This is a genomic window from Actinophytocola sp. (genome assembly GCF_036555685.1).
In the GTDB taxonomy this organism is placed as follows: domain Bacteria; phylum Actinomycetota; class Actinomycetes; order Mycobacteriales; family Pseudonocardiaceae; genus Actinophytocola.
In genome coordinates, this window is the sequence record NZ_DATBKY010000046.1 from 13,323 (window position 1) to 36,002 (window position 22,680).

The following is a 22,680-nucleotide window of genomic DNA, read 5'->3' on the forward strand; positions in this document are numbered from 1 at the left end:
CCGGTGCGACCATTGACACCCACCCGGCCCGGAACGAGGGTGGGTGCCGGGTAGCGCGGGCCGGGTCGTCGCGGTGCTCGGTGCGGAGTACCACCCCCGAAGCACGGGCGGTCTGATGGAGACATTCACGAGGACGTACTTCGGCGGGCGCGTGGTGTTCGGCGCGGGTACCGCGCGCACGGCGCTGACCGGCGAGGTCGGCGCGCTGCGGGTGTCGAAGGTGTTGCTGCTGACCACGAAGCGGGCCGAGCCGCTCGCCCGCGAGCTGACCGCGGAGCTGCCCGTGGTCGACGTGTTCACCGGCGTGCGCGAGCACGTGCCGGCCGAGGTCGCGTGCGACGCGCTGGACGCGGCCACCCGCGGGCACGTCGACTGCCTGCTGTCGGTGGGCGGCGGGTCGTCGACCGGTACCGCGAAGGCCGTGGCGCTGTCGATGCGGGTGCCGGTGGTCGCGGTGCCGACGACGTACGCGGGCTCGGAGATGACGCCCGTCTGGGGCCGGACCGAGGACGGGGCCAAGCGCACCGGCCACTCGCCCGACGTGGTGCCCCGCCTGGTGGTCTACGACCCCGAGCTGACCGTCGGCCTGCCGCCCGCGATCACGGCGGCCAGCGGGATGAACGCGCTCGCCCACGCCGTGCGCGGGCTGGCCGCCGACCCGGTGACCGCGGTCATCGGCCGCGAGGCGATCCGGGTGCTCACGGCGGGCCTGCCCAAGGCGGTCGCCGAGCAGGACCGCGCCGAGGCGTGCTACGGCGCGTACCTCGCGGCGTCGGCGTTCGCCGTGGCCGGGTCGGGCCCGCACCACAAGCTGTGCCACGCGCTCGGCGGCTTCTACGGCCTGCCGCACGCGCCGACCCACGCCGTGCTGCTGCCGTACACGGCGGCGGGAGAGGTGTCCGGGCTGCGTGAGCTCGCGGAGCGGGTCGGCGCGCCGACGAGCCTGCGCGCGATCGGCATGCACGACGAGGACCTGGCCGACGCCGTCGAGCGCCTGCCGGCGGCCGCCGGTGTCCTGGCGGCCGCATACGAAGGAAGGTGGCCCGCATGAACCTCGAGGACAGGGTCGTCGCGTCGTTCGACGGGGCAAAGGACGAGCGGTTCCGGGAGATCGCGACCAGCCTCGTCCGGCACCTGCACGCGTTCCTCGCCGACGTCCAGCTGACCGAGGACGAGTGGGCGACGGCGATCGACTTCCTCACCCGCACCGGCCAGCTGTGCGACGACAAGCGCCAGGAGTTCATCCTGCTGTCCGACGTGCTCGGCGCGTCGATGGCGGTGATCGACATCAACCATCCCACCGGCGGGCGCGAGCTCGCGAGCGGGCCATCGACGCGGGCCGCCACGGAGTCGACCGTGCTCGGCCCGTTCTTCGTCGCGGGTGCCCCGGAGTTCGCGCTCGGCGACGACATCTCCGGCGGCGCGCCCGGCACGCCGTGCCACCTGAGCGGGACGGTCACGAACACCGCCGGCGAGCCGGTGCCCGGCGCGGTGCTGGAGATCTGGCAGTCCGACGAGGACGGCCGCTACGACGTCCAGTACGCCGACCTCGACCACGCGCGCGGCCGCGGGCGCCTGCGCGCGGACGGCGCGGGCCGGTACGCGTTCTGGTCGGTGCACCCGGAGGCGTACCCGATCCCGGACGACGGGCCGGTGGGGGAGCTGCTCGCCGCGGCCGGGCGAGGCCCGATGCGCCCGGCCCACGTGCACTTCATGGTGTCCGCGCCGGGCTACCGCACGCTCGTCACGCACGTGTTCACCGCCGACAGCGCGCACCTCGACGACGACGCCGTGTTCGGCGTGAAGCGGCCGCTGATCGTGGACTTCGAGCGGCACGAACCCTGCCGCGCACCGGACGGCCGGGAGCTGGCCGAGCCGTTCCACACCGCCCGCTTCGACATCGTGCTCGCGGCGGACCGCTGACCCCGGCCGCAGCCGGTTACGCTGAGACCCGTGCCCGAACCACCACCGTCTCGTCGTGCCGCCCTGCTCACTCTCGGGTGCGCCCGCAACGAGGTCGACTCCGAGGAGCTCGCCGGCCGGCTCGCGGACGGCGGCTGGGCGCTGACCGACGGCACGGACGCCGACGTGATCGTCGTGAACACGTGTGGCTTCGTCGAGTCGGCGAAGAAGGACTCGGTCGACGCGCTGCTCGAGGCGGCGGAGACGGGCGCGAAGGTGGTCGCGGTCGGCTGCATGGCGCAGCGGTACGGCAGCGAGCTCGCCGAGAGCCTGCCCGAGGCGGCCGCGGTGCTCGGCTTCGACCACTACCCGGAACTCGGCGAGCGGCTGGACGACGTGGTCGCCGGCCGGACCGTCGCCTCCCACACGCCGGCCGACCGCCGCACGCTGCTGCCGATCACGCCGGTCCAGCGGCCGGCCGTCGCCGACGTCTCGGTACCCGGGCACGGCTGGGGCCCGCGCGTGCTGCGCAGGCGCCTCGACGACTCCCCGGTCGCCGCGCTCAAGATCGCGTCCGGCTGCGACCGGCGCTGCTCGTTCTGCGCGATCCCGTCGTTCCGCGGCGCGTTCGTGTCCCGCCCGCCGGACGAGATCGTGGCCGAGGCCGCGTGGCTCGCCGGGCAGGGCGTGCGCGAGCTGTTCCTCGTCAGCGAGAACTCGACGTCGTACGGCAAGGACCTCGGCCGCGAGCACGGCGGCCCCGACGCGCTGGAGCGGCTGCTGCCGCGGCTGGCCGGCCTCGACGGCATCGAGCGGGTGCGCGTGTCGTACCTGCAGCCGGCGGAGACCCGGCCTGGCCTCCTGCGCGCGATCGCCGGCACCGACGGCGTCGCGGACTACTTCGACATGTCCTTCCAGCACGCCAGCGCCACGGTGCTGCGCCGGATGCGCCGCTTCGGCGGCACCGAGTCGTTCCTCGCGCTGGTCGAGCAGATCCGCTCGCTCGCGCCGGACGCGGGCATCCGCAGCAACGTGATCGTCGGGTTCCCGGGCGAGACCGAGGACGACGTGTCCGAGCTGGCGCACTTCCTCACCGAGGCCCAGCTGGACGTCGTCGGGGTCTTCGGCTACTCCGACGAGGACGGCACGGAGGCCGAGAAGCTGTCGGGCAAGCACGATCCGGAGGTCGTCGCCGAGCGCGTGGCGCGGGTGTCGGACCTGGTCGAGCAGCTCACCGCGCAACGGGCCGAGGATCGGGTCGGCGATGAGGTGTTGGTCCTCGTCGAACGGGTAGATGACGACGAGTGCGTCGGACGGGCCGCGCACCAGGGACCTGAGGTGGACGGCGAGTGCCTTCTCACCGGTGAGGTGGAGCTGATGGTGGGCGACCTGGTTCGGGGCAAGGTGATCGGTTCGGAGGGTGTCGACCTGATCGTGGCGCCGGTCGAGGCGGTTTCGACCGCGGGGGCGTCGCACATGAGCGAGCTTGCGAGCGAATCGATGTCACGGGACGACCGCGAGCGGCGACACCGGGCCCGCGAGGGTTCGTCGTGAGTGCGACGCCGGCGGACGGAACGTCGCCGGAGGTCGGCGTGGCCGCGGTCCAGGTACCGCTGGTCAACATCGCCAACATCCTGACCGTGACCCGGCTGGCACTGGTGCCGGTCTTCCTGCTGACGCTGTTCTGGGACCCGGAGTCGCTCGGCTGGCGGCTCGCGGCCGCGCTGGTCTTCGCGGTCGCGTCGGTCACCGACCACGTGGACGGCCGGCTGGCCCGCAAGTTCGGTCTGGTCACCGATTTCGGCAAGGTCATCGACCCGATCGCCGACAAGGCGCTGACCGGTGCGGCGCTGTTCGGCCTGTCCATACTCGGCGACCTGCCGTGGTGGGTGACGATCACGATCGCGGTCCGCGAGGTCGGCGTGACGCTGCTGCGGTTCTGGGTGATCCGGTACGGCGTGATCGCGGCGAGCTACGGCGGCAAGGCCAAGACGCTCGCGCAGATCATCGCGATCGGCCTGTTCCTGCTGCCGCTGCCGGAATGGTTCGATCCGATCGAGTGGACGGCGATGATCGTCGCGGTGGTGCTGACCATCGTCACGGGCGTCGACTACGTCATCCGGGCCATCCGACTACGCGCCCGTGGATAGCGCACGCCCGGTGAACCCGCTCGCCGACCTGCTCGGCGTCGACCCCGAAAGCCTGACCTCTCTCATCGCGACCCTGCGCGACCGCGGGGAGACCGTCGCGACCGCCGAGTCGCTCACCGCCGGGCTGGTGGCGGCGGCGCTGACCAGCGTGCCCGGGGCGAGCGCGGTCGTGCGCGGCGGGCTGGTCGTGTACGCGACGCAGCTCAAGACCGACCTCGCCGGCGTGGCCGCCGACGCCCTCGCCGAGCACGGCGCGGTGCATCCGCTGATCGCCGAGCAACTGGCCGCGGGCGCGCGGACCACGTGCCGGTCCAGCTGGGGCATCGGGCTCACCGGGGTCGCCGGTCCGGACCCCCAGGACGGGGTGGCGCCCGGCGTCGTCCATCTGGCCGTGGCCTGGGGCGGCGGGACGTCCGTGCGCACCATCGAGGTCTCTGGGAACCGCCACCAGGTGCGTGCCGCTGCGGCACGGGCGGCGTTCGACCTGCTCAGCGCCCAGTTGGCGGAGCCGGTGACGGCCTGATTCGAGCACGGTTCCAGGTTCGGGCACTACTGTTCGGGAACACCGGGGTGCGCTCGGTCGTTCGCTTGTGGCGGACGCGCAGTGTTGTCGCTGCCGATGATCGAGCGGTCTCGGTAACGTGGTCACTGTGCCGGACCCGCCGTTCGGGCGGTTGATCTTGGAGGGAGGCGCGCGATGGCCGTGCTGTTGCGTGAGGCGATCGGTGATCGGCTCCGTCATGCCCGCACCAACCAGCGCCGGACGCTCCGAGAGGTCTCCCGTGCGGCGCGGGTGAGCCTGGGGTACCTGTCCGAGGTCGAGCGTGGCCGCAAGGAGGCGTCGAGCGAGCTGCTGGCGGCGATCTGCGACGCGCTGGAGCTGCCGCTCTCGCAGCTGCTGCACCACGTGGCGAGTGACATGGGGGCACTGGACTCGGTGGAGCACTCGGTGCCGGAGCCGGCCGAGCGGACCGAGCGGACCGAGGCCATGGACGCGATGGACGCCGCGGACGGCCCGCGCGCGTCGGTCGAGGAGGTCGAGGGCGGCCGCCTGGTGCCCGCGATGGTCGGCGAGAACCTGGCGGACCTGCGGATTCAGCCGGTGCTGAGCCACCGGATGGAGGCCTCCATCGGCGGTCGCACCATTGGCGCGGTGTTCGCCGCCTGATCGTTCTTCCGCACTAGACTCCGGTTCTGGCCTGGGAACCGGAGGTTCGTGCTGCCCACCACCGTGCTCGTCGTGGTCCTCGTCGTGATCGGAATCGCGGCGGTGGTGAGCGTGCCGCTGATGATCCGCAGCACCCGCCGGCAGGTCGTCGACGACGCCGCCCCGGGTGCCCGCAAGCCGATCATGGGCAGCCCGGCCCAGGTGTGGGTGTCCCGCGGGGAACGCGTGCTGCGCGAGCTCGGCGCCACGCTGGGCGAGCACGCCGCACCGCACGGGATCGGCGAGGACGCCGCCGGGGTCGTCGCCGAGCTGCGCCTGACCGCGGGCCAGGTCGCCGAGCTCGACCACGCGCTCGCCCGCATCCCCGTGCCCGCACTGGAGGAGGAACGCCGCGCGCTGACCGCCGCGCTCGCGGCGGCGCGGGGCCGGCCCGCGGCCGCCGACCTGACCCGATCGCACGAGGCCGTCTCCGCGCGGATCGCCGCCGCGGGGCGCCGGCGCGAAAGGCGGGACGCGCTGCTCGCGAAGATGCAGGCCACGGTCACGGAGCTGGAACAGGCCCGCGACGAGCTCGCGGAGCTGATCGCCGACACGGCCGTCGACACGAGCGACGACTCCACCGCCGCGCTCACGGGTAGGCTCGATGCCCTGAGGGCGGGCCTGGTGGAAGTGCGTCGGGCGGCCAACCCTGAGATCGGTCCGGACGGTCAGGGCTAACCCTGAATCGGTACCTGATTTCGGCCGGGTCCGGTGGTGGGGACGCCCGCGAACCTGACACGATGGAACCCACAGCGATGACGGGGCGTTGCCATACCAACTGCGCAAGCGGCCTGGAGTGGCAGCCAGTAGCGGACAAGCACGGAGAAGGCAGGCGGAGGAGATGGCCAACCCGTTCGTGAAGTTCTGGAAGTACCTCATGGCGGCCTTCTCGTCGAAGATCGACGAGCACGCCGACCCGAAGGTACAGATCCAGCAGGCCATCGAGGAGGCCCAGCGTCAGCACCAGGCGCTGTCCCAGCAGGCGGCCGCCGTGATCGGCAACCAGCGGCAGCTGGAGATGAAGCTCAACCGGCAGCTGGGCAACGTGGAGAAGCTGCAGTCCTCCGCCCGCCAGGCGCTGGTGCTCGCCGACGAGGCGCGGGCCAAGGGCGACGATGCGAAGGCCACCCAGTTCGAGCAGGCCGCGCAGTCGTTCGCGACGCAGCTCGTCACGGCCGAGCAGGACATCGAGGACCTGAAGACGCTGCACGACCAGGCGCTGCAGGCGGCCACGCAGGCCAAGCAGGCGGTCGAGCGCAACGCGATGATGCTGCAGAACAAGCTCGCCGAGCGCACGAAGCTGCTGAGCCAGCTCGAGCAGGCGAAGATGCAGGAGCAGGTCTCCAAGAGCCTCAACCAGATGAGCGAGCTCGCGGCACCGGGCAACACGCCGTCGCTGGAGGAGGTCCGGGACAAGATCGAGAAGCGCTACACCACCGCCCTCGGCTCCGCGGAGCTGGCGTCGAACTCGGTGCAGGGCCGCATGATGGAGGTCCAGGCGTCGACCACCGAGATGGCCGGCCAGTCGCGGCTGGAGCAGATCCGCGCGTCGATGGCCGGTGGCTCGGTCGCCCCGCAGGTCACCAGCGGCTCCAACACGAAGGCCTCGTCCGGGTCCACGTCGAACATCGAGGCCGAGATCGCCCAGCGGGTCGCCCAGGAGCAGAAGGCGAACGGCCAGACCAACTGAGCTTGTCGTTCGGCGGCGGGGAGGTGTCGGTGCGATGCGCGGGCGGGAGCTCTACCAGCTGACCCAGCTGGCCAACCGGTACATCAACGGCCAGGTCATGCAGCAGGTCACCGAGGCGTGGACCCGCCGGGGCGACGAGCAGGCACGCATCGAGCGCCAGCGCAGGCGCCTGGCCCGCAAGCGGGTGTGGGCGTCGCGCTGGCTCACGGCGTGGCTGCTGATCACGATGCTGTGTGGCCTGCTGATCGTCGGTGTCGGCACGGGGGCGGTGGCCGACGGTGAGCTGGACGCGTTGTTCGGCGCCATCGCGGCCACGCTCGTCACCGCGGTGATCACCGTTCGTTCGATCGTCAAGCTGAGCCTCGCGAAGAACGCCCAACGCGAGTTCGATGCCCGCCATCCCCGCGCCGGCATCCCCGCGGTGGCCAGGGTCGCGCCGGCCGCCATGCCCCCGAAGGGCTCGGCGGCGAGGGAACCGATGAAGCGCCTGGCCGAGGCCGAGAAGGCGCTGGCGCAGGTGCTGGCGCAGCTGTCCGCCCCACCGTCGGCCGTGCCCGCGGAGTCGATCGAGCAGGCGGGCAACACCAGCGCGGAAGCGGCCAACGCCCTGCGTGCGGTGGCGTCCCAGCTGGTGGCGGTAGAGCTGGCGCGCGACCACGCCCCGCCCCTGGAGCGCGGCCCGCTGGTGGAGGGCATCGCCCGCCTCAAGGCGCAACTGGACGAGGGCCTGGACGGCTACCGAAGCCTGGTGGCGGCGGCGGGCAGGGTGGTGGCCGCGAGCTCGGCCCCCGGCCCGAAGCGGGAGCTGACCGAGGCGACGGATCACCTGGCGGGCCTCGCGGTCGCGCTGCGCGAACTCTCGGACGCAGCCGGCTGAGACAGCCTCACGAACGCACCCGGGACTCCCGGTTGATGCGCCGGACCAGCCCGGGCCCCCGGTAGATGAACCCGGTATAGACCTGCACCAACGAGGCCCCGGCATCGAACATCCGCAAAGCATCGTCCGCGGAGAGAATCCCCCCGACCCCCACGACGGGCAGATCCGTCTGCTTGCCGACGAACGAGACAACCTCCAGCGCCCGAGCGAAGAGCGGCCGCCCGGACAAACCTCCAGGCTGCGACACCGATCTGTCCACACCGGACAGGCCGGCGCGGGACAGTGTCGTGTTGGTGGCGATGACCCCGGCCACCCCCCGAGAGTGGCAAACGTCCAACACGGACTCCACGGCGGAGAGCGACAGGTCCGGCGCGATCTTCACCAGCACCGGCCGCCCCTCGGCCGCCGGCACCACGGCCGACAGCAACGAGTCCAGAGCGGCCCGGTCCTGCAACCCCCGCAACCCGGGCGTATTGGGCGAGCTCACGTTGACGGCGAAGTAGTCGGCATAGGGCCAGAGCGCGCGAACCGAGGCGACGTAGTCCGCCTCGGCATCCTCGGCGACCTTGGAGCGCCCGACACTGATCCCGACCGGCACCGGCGCGGGCCCGAGCGATCGCAACCGCCCGGCGAGCGCGGACGCCCCCGCGTTGTTGAACCCCATCCGATTGATCACGGCCTCGCTCGCGGGCAGCCGGTACAGCCGGGGCCGCGGGTTCCCCGGCTGCGCATGCCAGGTGACGGTCCCGACCTCCACGAACCCGAACCCGAAGGCCGGCCACCCGCGGACCGCGACCCCGTTCTTGTCCATACCCGCCGCGAGCCCGACCGGCCCGGGAAACCGAACGCCGAACACCGTGCGCGGGGCCGCCCCGCCGTAGAGGCGACGCAGCCCCGCCACCAGTGGCCGCACCCGGCCCAGGCGGGAGAGCGCTCCGATGGTGCGCTCGTGGGCGATCTCGGGGTCGCCGCCGCCTGTCCGGAACAACGCGGGGCGCAGAACGTGCTGGTAGACCACCCGACCATCGTTTCATCGGCGCCGAGGCGCCAAGATGGAGGTGTGCCCGACACCGTCGACCTGGATTCCGCCGCCGACGAGCTCTACGCCGGCTCGCGGGAGGACTTCACGCCCCGGCGCAAGGAGCTCGCCAAGACCGCGAAGGCGGCCGGCGACCCGAAGCTCGCCGCCGCGATCGACAAGCTCGCCAAGCCGACCACGTCCGCCTGGCTCGCCAACCAGCTCGCCCGCGACGCCGGCTCCGACGTCGACCAGGTCGCCGAGCTGGGCGACGCCCTGCGCGAGGCGCACGCGAACCTGGCGGGCGCCGACCTGAAGGCGCTGTCCCAGAAACGGACCCAGCTGGTCAACACGCTGGTCAAGCAGGCGGGCAAGCTCAACGGGTCCGCGCTGACCGAGTCGGTGACCCGGGAGCTGGAGGAGATCTTCACGACCGCCATCGCGGACGCGGACGTCGCTCGCGTGCTGCTCGCCGGGCGGCTGACCTCGGCCAAGGAGCTCGCCGCCGCGGTGGCCGCGTGGCCGGAGGCGTCCGGCGAGCGCGTCCCGGTCGCGCGCCCGGCGAGGGCCACGAAGCCCAAGAAGCAGGCCGGCCTGTCCGACAAGGAGAAGGCCGAGCAGGACAAGAAGCTCGCCAGGGCCCGCGAGGAGCTGGACGAGGCGCGCGCCGCGGTCAAGGAGGCGGAGGCCGACCGCGCGGAGGAGGAGCGCATCCTGTCTGAGGCCCAGCGGCTGGCCGACGAGGCCACCGAGGAGGTCCGGCGGATCTACGAGGAGCTCGACGCGGCCGAGGGGCGGGAGAAGGAGGCCCGGCGGCGGGTCGGCTCGGCGAGCAGGTCGGTGAAGGACGCGGAGCGCCGCGCGAGCCAGGCCTGGCGGCTCGTGCAGCAGGCCGAGCGGGCGTTCGACGATCTCGGCGGCAAATAGAAAACGGCCCTCGGGCTGCTCCCGTGATCGATGATCGCGGGCCCAGGGTCGGACTAGTCCCTGAGAGCTCCGAGGGCCGGGTGACTGCCTGGTATTCGCCGACCACACCGCGCGTCTACGGCACCAGCAGAGCCGGTGTCAGCCGTGTTGCGCAGCCGGCCAATCCAATGTCCGGGTTCTGGTGGTCCTAGCGGACAGCCACCTCACGAGTCCGTTGGGATATCACCGTTGGACCACCTCCTTTCTCGTGTACCGCGAGATTACGTGGCGCGGGCCCGAGTCGACAAAGATTTTTGCCGCGATTCAACTCACGGCGGAACGCCCATACGTCAGCCTGTCGAGTGCATCTCGCCCGATCGGGGGGTGGTAGTCTCGCGATCCCTGCTACCGGCTGTCGCCAGATGAACTCGAAGGGCCATCCTCGCCATGGGGTCCCCCCTGCACAGTGCTCCCGGTCGGATGGCGGTCGGCGCCGTCATCGGCGCGGTGACCGCTGCGATCTTCGCGGTCGGCGTGGTGAGCGAGGACGGGAACCAGCAGCGGGAGCAGGACCGGGCGGCCGTCGAGCCGGTGCCGCCCGAGGCGCAGCGCAAGCCGGCCGACGCGCCGGTCACCACGACGAACGCGCGCCCGTCGAGATCGAAGCCGTCGCGAACCACGACGACCACGACCACCACCACGACGACCACGACCCGGGCGCGGCCGGAGCAGCCGGACCCGACCCAGCCCGAGGAACCGCCGCCGCCCCCGCCGCCGACCGAGCAGCCGCCACCGCCCCAGCCGACCACCACGACGACGCGGTGCACGTCGCTGATCTGCGTGGGCTAGTACCCGGCTACTTCCCGGCTCAGTTTTCCGCGACCACGTTCATGTCGCTGTCGCCGTCGCTCTCGTCCACCTCGGCGTCCAGGTCGGAGTCGGGCCAGCTCTCCGTCCGGTGCCGGCCGCGCCCGCTGGTCCGCAGCACCCGCGCCAGCAACAGGTTCAGCGCCAGCGACACCTCGCGCGCCCCGGGCGTGCCCCACTGGTGGATCGGCAGGCACGCACCCTGCGCCTGCTGCACCGCCAGCCGGTCCGGCAGCGCCACCGGCATCACGAGCCGGCCGAAGTGCTCGCGCAGCTCGGCGATCCGGTACTGGTGCTCGTAGGACTGCGGCCGCACCCGGTTCACGACCACGCCCAGCGGCGACAGGTTCGGGTTGTGCTCCTCGCGGGCCTTCTCGACCGCCTCGAACGCCCGCTGCGCGCCGGACACCGCGAACAGCGTCGGCTCGGTGACGAGCAGCGCGCCGTGCGCGGCCATCAGCGCCGAGCGGGTGAGCCGGCCGAGCGAGGGCGGGCAGTCCAGCAGGACCAGCTGGTACGGGAGCTGGCCGTCGTCCAGCAGCGGGCCGAGCTCCAGCAGCGCGCGGCTCAGCTTCTCCAGCCGCCGTGGGTCGGGGTCCTGGTCGTTCAGCAGCTCGAGGGTCTCCGAGCCGACGAGCACGTCGACCTCGTCGCCCCAGCCGCTGTGCGCGATCGCGTCCCGCAGGACCGCGGGGCGCGGCGTCTCCAGCACGTCGGCGAGCGTCGCGTCGGTGTCGTCGGGGTCCAGGGTCGCCGTGGCGTTGCACTGCGGGTCGAGGTCGACCACGAGCGTGCGCGCACCACGGCGCAACGCGGCCGAGGCAAGGCCGAGCACGATGGTCGTCTTGCCGACACCACCCTTGAGGCTGAGCACCGCCACCGTTTGCACGACGTGCACCCTACGGGGCTTACCCTTTGCGTTCATGCGACCGGATGCAGTTCGCCTCGCGCTCGACGCCGAGCTGGCCGCAGCGCGGGACCGGCGGGGCGGCGAGGCACCCCGGGTGCTCGACGTCGGCGGTGGTAGCGGGGTCCTGGCCGTGCCGCTGGCCGCCGCCGGGTGCGTCGTGACGGTCGTGGAGCCGAACCCGAACGCGCTCGCGACGCTGTCGCGCCGCGCCGAGGACGCCGGTGTCGCCGGCCGGATCACCGCCGTGCAGGCCGACAGCGACGCGCTGGGCCAGGTCGTCGACGGCGGCAGCGCGGACCTCGTCGTCGCGCACGGCGTGCTCGAGGTCGTCGACGACCCGAAGATCACCGTCGCCGCCATGGTCGGCACCCTCGCCGCGGGCGGTGCCCTGTCCGTCGTGGTCGCGAACCGCACCGCCGCGCTGCTGCACCACGCGATCGCCGGCCGGCTGGCCGAGGCCCGCACGGTCGCCGACGACCCGGCGGGCCGGCTGCCGTCAGAGCAGATCCTGCGCCGCTTCGACACCGACTCCCTGACCCGCCTGCTCACCGACGGCGGGCTCGTCGTCGAGCTGCTGCAGGGCCAGGGCGTGCTCGTGGATCTCGTGCCGGGCGCGGTGCTGCAGCAGGAGCCGGGCGCCGAGCAGTCGCTGGCGGAGCTGGAACGCCGCCTCGCGGGGACCGCGCCGCTGCGCGACATCGCGAGCCGGCTGCACGCGGTGGCGCGCCGCTCGGGGTAAATGTCGGTCGAGTCTGGGAAGCTTCGGGCATGGGGCGCAGTGCGGATCTGCCGCGCGGGCTGGTCGACCGGTACAAGGCGCGCGACGGCGGGTGGCCGGACGACACCGGCTGCACGGTGCTGCACGCCGACATGGACGCCTTCTATGCGTCCGTGGAGATCCGCGAGCGTCCCGAGCTGGCCGACCGTCCGGTGGTCGTGGGCGGTACCGGTGGGCGGGGTGTGGTCAGCTCCGCCAACTACATCGCGCGCACCTTCGGCGTCCGCTCCGCCATGCCGACAGCACACGCGCGGCGGCTGTGCCCGAAGGCCGTGTTCCTGCCGCCGACCTTCCCGCTGTACCAGGAGGTTTCGGCCGGCGTGATGGCGATCTTCCGGGACGTCACGCCGCTGGTCGAGCCGCTGAGCCTGGACGAGGCGTTCCTGGACGTGGCGGGCGCGCTGCGCCGGCTGCGGCAGACGCCGGGACAGATAGCCGAGCACATCCGGGCCCGGGTCCTCGCCGAGCACGGCATCACCTGCTCGGTCGGTATCGGCCCGACGAAGTTCATCGCGAAGCTGGCGTCGGGTCTCAACAAGCCGGACGGCATGCTGGTCGTCCCGCGCGACGAGGTGCTGGAGTTCCTGCACCCGCTGCCGGTGTCGGCGTTGTGGGGCGTGGGGAAGCGGACCACGGAGCGGCTCACCGGCGTGGGCCTGAACCGCGTGGGCGACGTCGCCGCCACGCCGCTGCCGAGGTTGCGCCGCACGCTGGGCAATGCCGTCGCCGAACACCTGCACGCGCTGGCCAACGGCGTCGACGACCGGGCGGTTGAGCCGGAGTCGCCGGAGAAGTCGGTAGGCGCGGAGGAGACGTTCGAGGTCGACCACGCGGATCGCGGCGTGCTGAAGCCGGAGCTGCTGCGCCTGTCGGAGAAGACGGCGGCCGCCCTACGCCGCCGCGGCCTGCGCGGACGGACCGTCTCGATCAAGGTGCGCTTCGCCGACTTCACGACGATCACGAGGTCCCGCACGCTGCCGGTCGCCACGGACGTCACGCAGGAGATCTACCGCACCGCGTGCCGCCTGCTGGACGAGCAGACCCCACCGGGCGCGGTACGGCTGATCGGCGTGCGCATGGAGCAGCTGGGGGAGCAGGGCAGCGAGCAGCTGTTCCTGGACGCTCCTGAACGCGGCTGGCGAGACGCGGACCAGGCAGCGGACCAGGCGAGAGCCCGCTTCGGCCGCGCGGCGGTCCGCCCAGCCACCCTCCTCGGCCGAGAGGCACCACCTCAGCTCGACTACCGCAGCTGAGTGCCGAAAGGCAGCGGCGGAGGGACCCCGGGTGGCCGGGGTGATGGGGTGTCCACCAGCCCGTGGCTAACAGTCGTACAGGCTGCTCGGATGCACGCGCTCGCAGTACCGGACGTGCAAGTGGTTGTCGTGGTTGGGGTACTGGGTGGTCAGCCCCTCGGCGATCAACTGTGGATCGTTGAAGAAGATCAGCTTCACGTGCCCCGGCGCCGCCGCCCGGACCGCCTGTGCCAATGCCCGCGTGGCCGCCCGGTCGTACGTGGGCGACTGCCACGTGATCCGCCCCGCCGTGCACTGGGCGTTGTCCGTCCGGATGGGCCAGATGTCGATGTCCATGCCCATGTCGTGGCTCGCGTGCCCGGGGATGTCGCCGCCGTGCTCGAAGCCGGCGTCGCCCAGCGGGACCTGGCCGTGACCGGTGAACGACCGCACCGCCGCCTCCAGCTGACCCCACGCGGCCGCGGAGGCCCAGTTCGCCGCCGTGCCGTTGCCGTCCGGGTCCTGATCGCAGATGCCCGCGGAGAAGTCCGGGTAGTCGTAGTGCCACGCCAGGTTCCGCCACGTCACGGGCCCGACCACGCCGTCCACCCCGATCCCGGCGTGCTGCTGGAACGCACGGACCGCGCCGGTCACGGCGGCGTCGAACACGCCGTTCACCGGCAGCGAGAGCCGGCGCTTCGCGTTCAGCTCCACCTGCAGCGCCCGCACGGCCGGGCCGGAGGCGCCCGCGGACAGCTGCGGCACCAGCTCGCCCCAGGTCGCCGGCCCGACGATGCCGTCCACGTCGAGTCCTGAGGTGGACTGGAAGGACCGCACCGCCGCGTCCGTCGACGCGCCGAACACGCCGTCGGTCGGGGCGGAGAGGCCGTGGTGGGCCAGCAGGTACTGGATGGCCAGCACGTCCGCGCCGCGGTTCCCGGTGTTCTGCGTCGGGAAGAACGACCCCGGGAACGCGTTCGCCGGCGAGCTCAGCAGCAGGGAGGCGGCCACCGCGGTGGCCGCGGCGAGCGCGAGAAGAGCGCGGCGGAGGGTAGTCATGACAGCACATTATGGTGAACATTCGCCGCGAACGTAACCGACGACGTTAGGTATTCACAGATGCTCACACCCGCAGGTCGGGCCTAGAATCGGCAGGTATGGCGGACACTCCGGTGGCGAACGTGGCGCTGTTCGCAGTCGCGGTGGCAGCCCCTACGCTCGTCTTCTGGGGAATCGTGCGCATACCCCGTCTCGTCGACGTCGTCGGCGAGCGCATCCGGCGCCGGCGGGTGGTCGCCAAGGGCCTGCCGATCGAGCAGCTCGCCGCGGACCTGCGCCGCGTGCACCGGCTGCTCGTGCAGACCCCGGACGGCACGCCGATGGTCCGCCGCATCGCCACCCGCGACGCCTACGACGAGCTCCTCCGCCAGGCCTGCGCGGCCGTCGAGATCAAGCACGAGCTCGACACCACGCCCGAGGGCATGGAGCGCGACATAGAGCGCCTGCGCGTCGAGGAGGCCCTGCGCGACGCCGGCCTCACGATCCCCTGACCAGTTCCGGCAGCACCTTGCCCAGCCGGTCACGCAGCACGTACGCGGCCAGCCCGTCGTAAGGCGTCTCCGACCCGTTGCAGATCACGACCGGCGCACCGGCCCGGGCTGCGAGGCCGACGAGCCCGGCGGCCGGGTGCACCGCGAGCGAGCTGCCGGCGACGAGCATCAGGTCGCAGGTCACCGCCGCCTCGCGCGCGCGGTTCAGCACGTCCATGTCCAGCGACTGTCCGAACGAGATCGTCGCGGACTTCAGGATCCCGCCGCACACCAGGCAGGGCGGGTCCGCCTCGCCGGCCTCGACCCGGTCCAGCGCCTCACGCATCGGCCGCCGGTCCCCACAGGACAGGCAGACCGTGTCGAACATCGAACCGTGCAGCTCGAGCACCAGCGACGGGTTCGAGCCGGCCCGCTGGTGCAGCCCGTCGATGTTCTGGGTGAGGATCGCGTGCAGCCGGCCGGCCTCCTCGAGCGCCACGATCGCCCGGTGCGCCGCGTTCGGCCGCGCGTCCCACACCGGGTGCGCCAGGCGGGCCTGCCACGACCGCAGCCGCACCTCGGGGTCGTCGCGGTACGCCTGCAGGCTCGACAGCCGCTCGCTCCCCGGGTTCTTCGTCCACAGCCCTTCCGGGCCGCGAAAGTCCGGAATGCCGGACTCGGTCGAGATGCCGGCCCCCGACATCACGGCGATCCGGGATGCCTCCGCCACCGCCGCGGCGACGTCGGCCGGCTCGTCCGGCGCCCTCATCCGACCCACGCGAGCAGGTCGTCCGCGGTCTTCGTGTTGATCACCCGCTCGGCCGGCACCCCGCACTCCACGGCCCGCTCGCAGCCGTAGGGCAGCCAGTCCAGCTGGCCCGGCGCGTGCGCGTCGCTGTCGATCGAGAACACGCACCCGGTCTCCAGCGCGAGCTCGAGCAGGCGGCGCGGCGGGTCCAGCCGGTCCGGCCGGCAGTTGATCTCCACGGCGACGCCGCTGTCCCGGCACGCCGCGAACACCTCGGCGGCCTCGAACTCCGACTCCGGCCGCCCGCGGCCGAGGACCTTGCGCCCGGTGCAGTGGCCGAGGATGTCGGTGTGCGGGTTGTCCACCGCGGCCAGCATCCGCTTGGTCATCTCCGGTTTGGACATGCGCAGCTTGGAGTGCACGCTCGCCACCACGACGTCCAGCCGGGCGAGCAGCTCGGGCGTCTGGTCCAGCCCGCCGTCGTCGAGGATGTCGACCTCGATGCCGGTCAGGATGCGGAACGGGGCCAGCTCACGGTTGAGCTCCTCGACCAGGTCGAGCTGGCGCCAGAGCCGCTCCACGGACAGCCCGTTCGCCACGGTCAGGCGGGGGGAGTGGTCGGTCAGCACCATCCAGTCGTGGCCGAGGAGCACGGCCGTCTCCGCCATCTCGCGGATGGGGCTGCCACCGTCGGACCAATCCGAGTGTGTGTGGCAGTCGCCGCGCAGCTGCTCGCGCAGCTCCTCCCCGCCGGCGACCGGCTCGATGCCCTTTTCGAGCAGCCTGACCAGGTAGGACGGTGTGTCGCCGCCGGCGGCCTCGGCGATGACGCCGGCCGTCGTACGCCCGATGCCGGGCAGGTCGGTGAGGGTGCCGGCGCGCAGCCGGTCGGCCAGCTCACCGGCGGCCAGACCGGCCACGACGCCCGCGGCGCGCCGGAAGGCCTGCACCTTGTGGGTCGGCTCGCCCGAGCGTTCCAGCAGGAACGCGATCTGGCGGAGCGCGCGATCGGGATCCATTCAGCCCACCCGCACGGGCTCTAGCGGGCTAGTGGCACACTCGTGAGTCGCCGGGTTTTGCCGATGCATGCGTCCATGATTCCGGATCGGGTAGTCGCGGAGCCTCGCGGCTCGTATCCTGGAGGGTGACGCCCCCTGAGTGGGGCGCCCGCCGGGTCCGGCGGACACTGACCGTGAGAGCCCGGCGCTCGCGACCGCTGTGCCGGAGGAGGAACGAATGCCACTCTCCGAGCACGAGCAGCGACTGCTCGACCAGATTGAGCGTGCGCTCTACGCCGAGGATCCCAAGTTCGCATCCACGGTGCGCGGCGCGCGCCTGCGGCGTCCATCACGACGTCGTCGCCTGCAGGGCATCGCGCTGTTCGTTCTGGGTGTCGCACTTCTGGTGCTGGGAGTGATCCTGCCGCTGAAGCCCGGCGGCGTTCCCGTTGTCAGCCTGCTCGGCTTCCTGGTCATGTTCTTCGGTGCGCTGCTCACGCTCTCTGCCCTGCGTCACGGTGGCAGTGAGGGCGAGGAGGGCGCCGGGGAGCCCGGGAGCGGCAGCGGGTCCGCGAAGGCACGCCGCAGCTCGTTCTCCCAGCGTATGGAGGACCGCTTCCGCAAGCGGTTCGAAGAGGAACCGTAGGCACGGTTCCAGCTGAGATCGTCGGGCGCCGCGATCGGCACCCGACGATCGCTTGTGCGTGACATCCACCGCATCGCGAGTGTTTTCCAAGTCCCCGTGAGGCAACATCGGAACGGCACCCGTCCACCATCCGATGGAGGTTTGCCGTGGGCCTGCGGATTCCGGAGCACATGCAGTGGACACGACTGGCAGAACGGGTGGCGAAGGTCGCGCCGGCCGGCTTCGCCGGTGACCGGCTGCGCAACCTGTACGAAGGACAGTGGCAGGACGCGGGCGAGCGCTCCCCGATGATCACCCCGGTCGACCAGACCGGCATCGGCCAGCTGTCCAAAGTAGACGAACCGATCGCGCTGAAGGCGGTCGCCGCCGCGCACCAGCAGCACCACGAGTGGGCCAAGGTGCCGCTGGCCGACCGCAAGGCCCGGGTGGGCGCCGCGGTCGAGGCGATGGCCGGGATCCGCGACGACCTCGCCCTGCTGCTGGCCTGGGAGATCGGCAAGCCGTGGCGGCTCGCGTGCGCCGACGTCGACCGCGCCCTCGACGGCGTGCGGTGGTACCTGGAGAACATCGAGGAGATGCTCGCCACCGACGCGCAGGGCCGGCCGTTCGAGCGCACCCCGCTGTCCGGCCCGGTGAGCAACATCGCGAGCTGGAACTACCCGATGTCCGTGCTGGTGCATGCCGAGCTGGTGCAGCTGCTCGCCGGCAACGCGGTCATCGCCAAGACGCCGACCCAGGGTGGCGCGGTCTGCCTGACCGTCGCGCACGCGCTGATGAACGACGCCGGCCTGCCGGTGACGCTGCTCTCCGGCGACGGCTCGAAGCTCTCCGGCGCGCTCGTGCGCTCGATGGAGATCGGCGCGCTCGCGTTCGTCGGCGGGCGGGACAACGGCGGCAAGGTCGCGGCCCAGCTCGTCGACACGGGCAAGCGGCACATGCTCGAGCAGGAGGGCCTGAACTGCTGGGGCATCTGGGAGTTCTCCGACTGGGCGGGCCTCGCCAAGCACCTGAAGAAGGGCTTCGAGTACGCCAAGCAGCGCTGCACGGCCTACCCGCGGTTCGTGGTCCAGCGCGGCCTCGTCGACGCCTTCCTCGCCACGTACCTGCCCGTCGTGCAGTCGATCCGCTTCGGCCACCCGCTCGCCGTCAGCGCCGACGACACCGCCGACCAGACCGCCGACCAGGACAAGCCCGAGCTGCCGCAGCTGGACTTCGGCCCGATGATCTCCGCGACCAAGGCGACCGACCTGCGCAAGCGGGTCGACGAGGCGCTGCACCACGGCGCGGTGCCGCTCTACCGCGGCTCGCTCGACCAGGGCCGGTTCATGCCGGGCCAGGACACGTCCGCCTACGTCGCCCCGACCGCGCTGCTCGCGCCGCCCGGGGCGAGCCGGCTCATGCACGAGGAGCCGTTCGGCCCGGTGGACACGATCGTCGTGGTCGACACGAAGTCCGAGCTGCTGGCGCAGATGAACGCCTCCAACGGCGCGCTCGTCGCGAGCATCGCCTGTGACGACCCCGAGCTCGCGAACGACCTGGCCGAGCACGTGCAGGCGTTCAAGGTCGGCGTGAACAAGCCGCGCTCCCGTGGCGACCGCGCGGAGCCGTTCGGCGGCCGGGGCGGCTCGTGGAAGGGCGCGTTCGTCGGTGGCGTGCACCTCGTGCACGCGGTCACCCAGGGCCCGCAGGACGAGCTGCTGTACGGCAACTTCCCCGACTACAACCGCTACCCGGCGGTGTGACCGCCCCGCGCTAGCGCCGGCGGCGCAGGATCGAGCGCGGGAGGAGCTTCTCCTTCCAGCCCAACGGATCCGTGCGTCGCAGGCCGCGCATCAGGGTGTCGAACGCCGCGCCCAGCCGGGGGTCGGGCTCGGTGCTGCCGCCGTACCAGGAACGCTCCACCTCGCCGACCACCGTGCGCAGGGCCTGCTTGCCCTCGTCGTCCAGCTCGTGCTCGGTGGCCAGGCGGCGAGCGGCCACGCGGACCGTCTCCGTGTCGTTGACCTCCGCGCCCCGGTCGGTCGACTCGGCGAGCACCTCCGCCCACGCGGATGTCGCCGCGTTCGGGCTGTTGCGGTGCACCTCGTACCGCCGCCGCAGCCGCTGGCGCTCCCGGACCAGGCCGGGCGCGCCGGCGACGAGCAGCACCACCGCCAGCGCGGCGAGCCAGAACGACACGATGCCGGCGGCGAACACCAGCGTCAGCGCCCAGCCGGCGGCCGCGACCGGAACCGTCAGCCGGCGCCGCCGGCCCGTCGCCGCGAGCGCGGTCGCGGCGATCGACACCGCGGCGAGCGCGAGGACCGTCAGCCAGGTCCAGCTCGGGGCGCCGTCCTGCGGCGAGCCGTCCCCGCCGGCACCCGCGTTGGTCTGCTGCTGGTCCTCCTTGTTCTTCTCGGGGCCCGCCGATGTGGACGGTGCCTGCGAGTTGCGCGAGGTCTGCTCGGGGTCGTCCTCGGGTCCGGCAACGCCGGAGTCCGTGATGTAGGGCGGGGTGTAGGTCGTGCCGTCGGTCAGCGGGGTCGGGTCGAACATCACCCAGCCCAGCTTCGGGAAGAACACCTCGACCCACGCGTGCGCGTTCTGCGTGGTGATCGACCGGTACCCGCCCGACTGGAACCCGGCGGTGTAGCCCATCGCCACGCGCGCGGGGATGTCGACCGCACGCAGCAGGATCGCCATCGACGACGCGTACTGCTCGCAGAACCCGGCCTTGCTGCGGAACAGGAAGTCGGTCAGCGCTTCCTCGTCGCTGCCGGCCGAGGTCTGCGTGTCGTAGGTGAACCCGTTGCTCGTGTCGAAGTAGTCCTTGATCGCCCTGACCTTGTCGAACGTCGAGCCGCGGCCGCGGACCAGGTCGCGCGCGAGCTGGCGCACCCGCGGCCGGATGTTGTCGTTCCGGAGGTAGCGCGGGTCCACGTCGCTCGCGTTCGCCGGCAGCGCGTCGCGCAGCTGCTGGGCCGTCGGCTGGCTGAGGTCGGCCTCCTCGACGTAGACCGGCAGCGTCTGCTCGTCGGGGGAGAAGAGCATGCCGCCGGACGGGTCGTAGCGGATGTCCCCGGGCAGGTCGCGCATCCGGCGTGGGTTGCCGAACACCGGCGCCCACTTGTCCTTGGAGTTGACCGACTCGATCGAGATGTCGACGGTGTCGGCCGACGGCCCGAAGCTCTCCTGGCCGTCCGGCACCGGCAGCGCGCCGTCCACGGGGACGCCGCGCGGCAGCTCGTCGGCGCCCCGCCAGCCGCCGTTGGCGTCGAAGTCGGCGAGCGTCAGGGCGCGCAGGTAGTGGCCGTCGTCGCCGAGCCCGCGCACCCGGAACAGCTCGACGTTGTCGTCCTGGTCGAGCATGCCCCGCAGCTGGGTGAACGGGTTGAGCCCGAGGCCGCCCTGCCCGCCACCGCCCTGCCCGCCCGGCAGCTGGCCGACGGTCCCGATGAACGTCACCGTCGCGCCGGCGAACAGCGCGATCGCCACCGCGCCGGACACGAGCGCCGCCGGCGAGCCGACGCCACCGCTGGTGCCCTGCACGACCGGCCGGTTGCGCCACTGCTGATGGCGATGGGCGCCGTCGACCGCGAGCAGCGCCGCGAACGAGATCGCGCCGAGCACGAAGGCCCACCAGGGCAGCATCTCGTCGGCCAGCGAGGCCGGCACCGCATAGACGCAGAGCAGCACGAGCCCGCAGGCGGCCGGGGTGCCGGCGGACACCGCGAGCGTGTCGACCAGCACGGCCACCAGCCCGATCGCGATGACGACCAGGCACAGCACGGCCGGTGTCGGGTCGACCGGGGGGACACCGGTGCGCACGACCTCGATAGACGTGCGCAGGACGTCGCCGAGGTCGCCGAGCGCGGTCGGGCCGGGGAACAGGCCCAGCACCCCGCTGTCGGTGAACAGCGCGACGAGCAGGCACAGCAGCGCGAACATCTGGGCGAGGCCGACGACGAGGATCGGCGTGCGCAGCGCGCGCAGGCCGAGCCCGACGGCGGTAACCACGGTTACCGCCACGCCGGCGTACCCCCACCAGCGCAGCCCGTCGATCACGCCGGCCAGCGCGAGCGAGGCGCACAGCGTCGTGACCGCGGCGACCACCGGCGTCACGGTCATCGACCACTGCTGCGAGGTCAGCTCGTTGCCGGTCTGCGGCGGGGGTGGCGGCCCCTGCATCATCGGCGGGGTTACGGTCGGGGCACTCACTGGCCTGCTCCGGAGATCATGGCGTCGTGCCGGGAACCCTGGGTCCGGCAGAGGGTCGCCCAGGTCGCGGTCATCGGCAGGTTCGGGCGGGCGACCGTGACGCCCCAGCCCGCGCCGCGCAGCAGCGCGGCCGCCCCGTCGATGTCGGTGGCCTCGCCGCCCGCCTCCGCGCCCGCGGCGCCCCACGCGGACGTGTCCAGCAGGACCGCGAGGCTGCGGGTGCCGCGGGAGCGCTGGCTGACGAGCTGGCTCAGCGACTCCGGCGTGGAGGCGCCGAGCAGCGCGATCAGCTCCTGGCCGTGGGCCGGGTCGTTGAGCGCGCCGATCTCGTGCTGCGGCGTCACCTGCAGCGCGGCGAGCGCGTCGAGCACGGCGTTGTCGTTGTGCGTGCCGTCGCCGGTGTCGCTGACGATCAGCCGCCCGCTCTCGGTCACCAGCCGGATCCGCTGGCCGTAGCGGTGCAGGTGCAGGCAGACGCTCGCGGCGAACGAGACCGCCCACTCCAGCGAGGAGGCGCTACCGGTGCCGCGGTGCGCGCCGGCCCGGTGGTCGAGCAGCACGGTCGTGCCGCCGCGCCACGGGCGCTCCTCGACGCGCACCATCATCTCGTCGCGCTTGGCCGTGGACCGCCAGTGGACCTTGCGCAGGTCGTCGCCCTGCCGGTACGGGCGGACGATCGCGTCGTCCTCACCCTGCCCGGCGGCGAGCCGCACCGAGCCGTCGTCGCCGGAGCCGAGCCCGGAACCGCCGGGCACGCCGTGCAGCCGGACGATCCGCGGCACGACGATCAGCCGCGAGGTGTGCGCGAGGTCCCGTTCGAACTCGGCCAGCCCGAACGGGTCGGTGATCGTCGCCTTGAGCGGGCCGAGCTGCTGGATGCCACGCAGCATCGGCTGTACCGAGTAGCGCAGCCGCGTGCCGGTGTGCCGGGGCAGGTGCTCGATCAGGAACCGCGGCTTGCCGCCGAGCGAGTACGGCACGCCGTCGGCGACGAGCAGGCCGCCCGTGGGCAGCCGGCCTGTGCT

23 protein-coding genes are annotated in these 22,680 nt (G+C 72.6%); 16 read left to right on the plus strand and 7 right to left on the minus strand.

Translation table 11 applies throughout. The features are described from left to right. Positions 1 to 43 precede the first annotated feature (43 nt). The 9 genes from VH969_RS04910 to pspM all read left to right on the plus strand — a co-directional run bounded on the left by VH969_RS04910 (position 44) and on the right by pspM (position 7,826). Entirely contained in the window at positions 44 to 1,051 is a 1,008-nt protein-coding gene (locus VH969_RS04910) for an iron-containing alcohol dehydrogenase (RefSeq protein ID WP_331971028.1), read from the plus strand. Then, on the plus strand, positions 1,048 to 1,923 hold the full coding sequence (locus VH969_RS04915; protein WP_331971031.1) for a dioxygenase family protein: 876 nt from the start codon (positions 1,048 to 1,050) through the stop codon (positions 1,921 to 1,923). The genes VH969_RS04910 and VH969_RS04915 overlap by 4 nt, the downstream gene beginning before the upstream one ends. Positions 1,924 to 1,953: 30 nt before the next feature. Continuing rightward, positions 1,954 to 3,456, plus strand: a complete 1,503-nt coding sequence (gene rimO, locus VH969_RS04920) for a 30S ribosomal protein S12 methylthiotransferase RimO (protein ID WP_331971033.1) — start codon at positions 1,954 to 1,956, stop codon at positions 3,454 to 3,456. Further along, positions 3,453 to 4,052 (plus strand): CDP-diacylglycerol--glycerol-3-phosphate 3-phosphatidyltransferase, encoded by a 600-nt coding sequence (pgsA, locus tag VH969_RS04925; protein ID WP_331971037.1) that lies wholly within the window; start codon positions 3,453 to 3,455, stop codon positions 4,050 to 4,052. Before rimO ends, pgsA begins: the two co-directional genes overlap by 4 nt. After that, entirely contained in the window at positions 4,045 to 4,575 is a 531-nt protein-coding gene (locus VH969_RS04930) for a CinA family protein (RefSeq protein WP_331971039.1), read from the plus strand. Before pgsA ends, VH969_RS04930 begins: the two co-directional genes overlap by 8 nt. Positions 4,576 to 4,749: 174 nt before the next feature. Further along, entirely contained in the window at positions 4,750 to 5,220 is a 471-nt protein-coding gene (locus VH969_RS04935; protein ID WP_331971041.1) for a helix-turn-helix domain-containing protein, read from the plus strand. A gap of 48 nt (positions 5,221 to 5,268) precedes the next feature. After that, complete coding sequence (locus tag VH969_RS04940) at positions 5,269 to 5,937, plus strand: hypothetical protein (protein ID WP_331971045.1); 669 nt, start codon at positions 5,269 to 5,271, stop codon at positions 5,935 to 5,937. Positions 5,938 to 6,100: 163 nt separating this feature from the next. Beyond that, entirely contained in the window at positions 6,101 to 6,949 is an 849-nt protein-coding gene (locus tag VH969_RS04945; protein WP_331971047.1) for a PspA/IM30 family protein, read from the plus strand. 34 nt (positions 6,950 to 6,983) lie between these two features. Next, positions 6,984 to 7,826, plus strand: a complete 843-nt coding sequence (pspM, locus tag VH969_RS04950; RefSeq protein WP_331971048.1) for a phage shock envelope stress response protein PspM — start codon at positions 6,984 to 6,986, stop codon at positions 7,824 to 7,826. A 7-nt stretch (positions 7,827 to 7,833) separates the two neighbouring features. On the opposite strand, the gene VH969_RS04955 is transcribed toward pspM, so the two are convergent. Next, positions 7,834 to 8,844, minus strand: a complete 1,011-nt coding sequence (locus VH969_RS04955) for a quinone-dependent dihydroorotate dehydrogenase (protein ID WP_331971050.1) — start codon at positions 8,842 to 8,844, stop codon at positions 7,834 to 7,836. Between the two features lie 42 nt (positions 8,845 to 8,886). On the opposite strand from VH969_RS04955, the gene VH969_RS04960 reads away from it, so the two are divergent. After that, complete coding sequence (locus tag VH969_RS04960; RefSeq protein ID WP_331971052.1) at positions 8,887 to 9,771, plus strand: coiled-coil domain-containing protein; 885 nt, start codon at positions 8,887 to 8,889, stop codon at positions 9,769 to 9,771. Positions 9,772 to 10,230: 459 nt separating this feature from the next. Then, positions 10,231 to 10,599: a hypothetical protein gene (locus VH969_RS04965; RefSeq protein ID WP_331971054.1), complete on the plus strand. Its 369-nt coding sequence runs from the start codon at positions 10,231 to 10,233 to the stop codon at positions 10,597 to 10,599. Between the two features lie 19 nt (positions 10,600 to 10,618). On the opposite strand, the gene VH969_RS04970 is transcribed toward VH969_RS04965, so the two are convergent. After that, entirely contained in the window at positions 10,619 to 11,506 is an 888-nt protein-coding gene (locus tag VH969_RS04970; RefSeq protein WP_331971057.1) for a ParA family protein, read from the minus strand. 34 nt (positions 11,507 to 11,540) lie between these two features. Between VH969_RS04970 and VH969_RS04975 the strand changes: the two genes are divergently transcribed. Together VH969_RS04975 and VH969_RS04980 are read left to right on the plus strand one after the other, a co-directional pair. Next, the gene (locus VH969_RS04975; protein WP_331971059.1) at positions 11,541 to 12,266 is read left to right on the plus strand and encodes a class I SAM-dependent methyltransferase; all 726 of its coding nucleotides are present in this window, start codon (positions 11,541 to 11,543) and stop codon (positions 12,264 to 12,266) included. Between the two features lie 29 nt (positions 12,267 to 12,295). Beyond that, entirely contained in the window at positions 12,296 to 13,558 is a 1,263-nt protein-coding gene (locus tag VH969_RS04980) for a DNA polymerase IV (RefSeq protein ID WP_331971061.1), read from the plus strand. Between the two features lie 66 nt (positions 13,559 to 13,624). Here VH969_RS04980 and VH969_RS04985 read toward each other — a convergent pair whose 3' ends face one another. After that, positions 13,625 to 14,596, minus strand: coding sequence for a peptidoglycan-binding domain-containing protein (locus VH969_RS04985; protein ID WP_331971064.1), 972 nt, complete (start codon positions 14,594 to 14,596; stop codon positions 13,625 to 13,627). Positions 14,597 to 14,694: 98 nt separating this feature from the next. Here VH969_RS04985 and VH969_RS04990 point away from each other — a divergent pair, with 98 nt between their 5' ends. Beyond that, the gene (locus tag VH969_RS04990) at positions 14,695 to 15,087 is read left to right on the plus strand and encodes a hypothetical protein (RefSeq protein ID WP_331971066.1); all 393 of its coding nucleotides are present in this window, start codon (positions 14,695 to 14,697) and stop codon (positions 15,085 to 15,087) included. Here VH969_RS04990 and VH969_RS04995 read toward each other — a convergent pair. Both VH969_RS04995 and VH969_RS05000 read right to left on the minus strand, forming a co-directional pair. Further along, positions 15,074 to 15,835, minus strand: coding sequence for an SIR2 family NAD-dependent protein deacylase (locus VH969_RS04995; RefSeq protein ID WP_331971070.1), 762 nt, complete (start codon positions 15,833 to 15,835; stop codon positions 15,074 to 15,076). The two genes, VH969_RS04990 and VH969_RS04995, sit on opposite strands and share 14 nt — an antisense overlap. Next, complete coding sequence (locus VH969_RS05000) at positions 15,832 to 16,833, minus strand: PHP domain-containing protein (RefSeq protein ID WP_331971072.1); 1,002 nt, start codon at positions 16,831 to 16,833, stop codon at positions 15,832 to 15,834. The genes VH969_RS04995 and VH969_RS05000 overlap by 4 nt, the downstream gene beginning before the upstream one ends. A gap of 217 nt (positions 16,834 to 17,050) precedes the next feature. On the opposite strand from VH969_RS05000, the gene VH969_RS05005 reads away from it, so the two are divergent. Together VH969_RS05005 and VH969_RS05010 are read left to right on the plus strand one after the other, a co-directional pair. After that, complete coding sequence (locus tag VH969_RS05005) at positions 17,051 to 17,458, plus strand: SCO2097 family morphological protein (RefSeq protein WP_331971075.1); 408 nt, start codon at positions 17,051 to 17,053, stop codon at positions 17,456 to 17,458. A 146-nt stretch (positions 17,459 to 17,604) separates the two neighbouring features. Further along, positions 17,605 to 19,200, plus strand: coding sequence for an aldehyde dehydrogenase family protein (locus tag VH969_RS05010; protein WP_331971078.1), 1,596 nt, complete (start codon positions 17,605 to 17,607; stop codon positions 19,198 to 19,200). A 10-nt stretch (positions 19,201 to 19,210) separates the two neighbouring features. On the opposite strand, the gene VH969_RS05015 is transcribed toward VH969_RS05010, so the two are convergent. Together VH969_RS05015 and VH969_RS05020 are read right to left on the minus strand one after the other, a co-directional pair. Continuing rightward, a complete protein-coding gene (locus VH969_RS05015; RefSeq protein ID WP_331971080.1) occupies positions 19,211 to 21,655 on the minus strand; it encodes a transglutaminase TgpA family protein in 2,445 nt (814 codons plus the stop codon). Continuing rightward, positions 21,652 to 22,680: DUF58 domain-containing protein (locus VH969_RS05020; protein WP_331971082.1), on the minus strand; the 1,029-nt coding region annotated here is incomplete at its 5' end. The genes VH969_RS05020 and VH969_RS05015, both read right to left, overlap by 4 nt.

Excerpts from the sequence above, each read along its gene's own strand:
- VH969_RS04975 (WP_331971059.1), top strand. The coding sequence starts at position 11,541 with ATGCGACCGGATGCAGTTCGCCTCGCGCTCGACGCCGAGCTGGCCGCA.
- VH969_RS04985 (WP_331971064.1), bottom strand. The coding sequence starts at position 14,596 with ATGACTACCCTCCGCCGCGCTCTTCTCGCGCTCGCCGCGGCCACCGCG.
- VH969_RS04995 (WP_331971070.1), bottom strand. The coding sequence starts at position 15,835 with ATGAGGGCGCCGGACGAGCCGGCCGACGTCGCCGCGGCGGTGGCGGAG.
- VH969_RS04945 (WP_331971047.1), top strand. The coding sequence starts at position 6,101 with ATGGCCAACCCGTTCGTGAAGTTCTGGAAGTACCTCATGGCGGCCTTC.
- VH969_RS04935 (WP_331971041.1), top strand. The coding sequence starts at position 4,750 with ATGGCCGTGCTGTTGCGTGAGGCGATCGGTGATCGGCTCCGTCATGCC.
- VH969_RS04990 (WP_331971066.1), top strand. The coding sequence starts at position 14,695 with ATGGCGGACACTCCGGTGGCGAACGTGGCGCTGTTCGCAGTCGCGGTG.
- VH969_RS04965 (WP_331971054.1), top strand. The coding sequence starts at position 10,231 with ATGGCGGTCGGCGCCGTCATCGGCGCGGTGACCGCTGCGATCTTCGCG.
- VH969_RS04980 (WP_331971061.1), top strand. The coding sequence starts at position 12,296 with ATGGGGCGCAGTGCGGATCTGCCGCGCGGGCTGGTCGACCGGTACAAG.
- pspM (WP_331971048.1), top strand. The coding sequence starts at position 6,984 with ATGCGCGGGCGGGAGCTCTACCAGCTGACCCAGCTGGCCAACCGGTAC.
- VH969_RS04915 (WP_331971031.1), top strand. The coding sequence starts at position 1,048 with ATGAACCTCGAGGACAGGGTCGTCGCGTCGTTCGACGGGGCAAAGGAC.
- VH969_RS05005 (WP_331971075.1), top strand. The coding sequence starts at position 17,051 with ATGCCACTCTCCGAGCACGAGCAGCGACTGCTCGACCAGATTGAGCGT.
- VH969_RS05000 (WP_331971072.1), bottom strand. The coding sequence starts at position 16,833 with ATGGATCCCGATCGCGCGCTCCGCCAGATCGCGTTCCTGCTGGAACGC.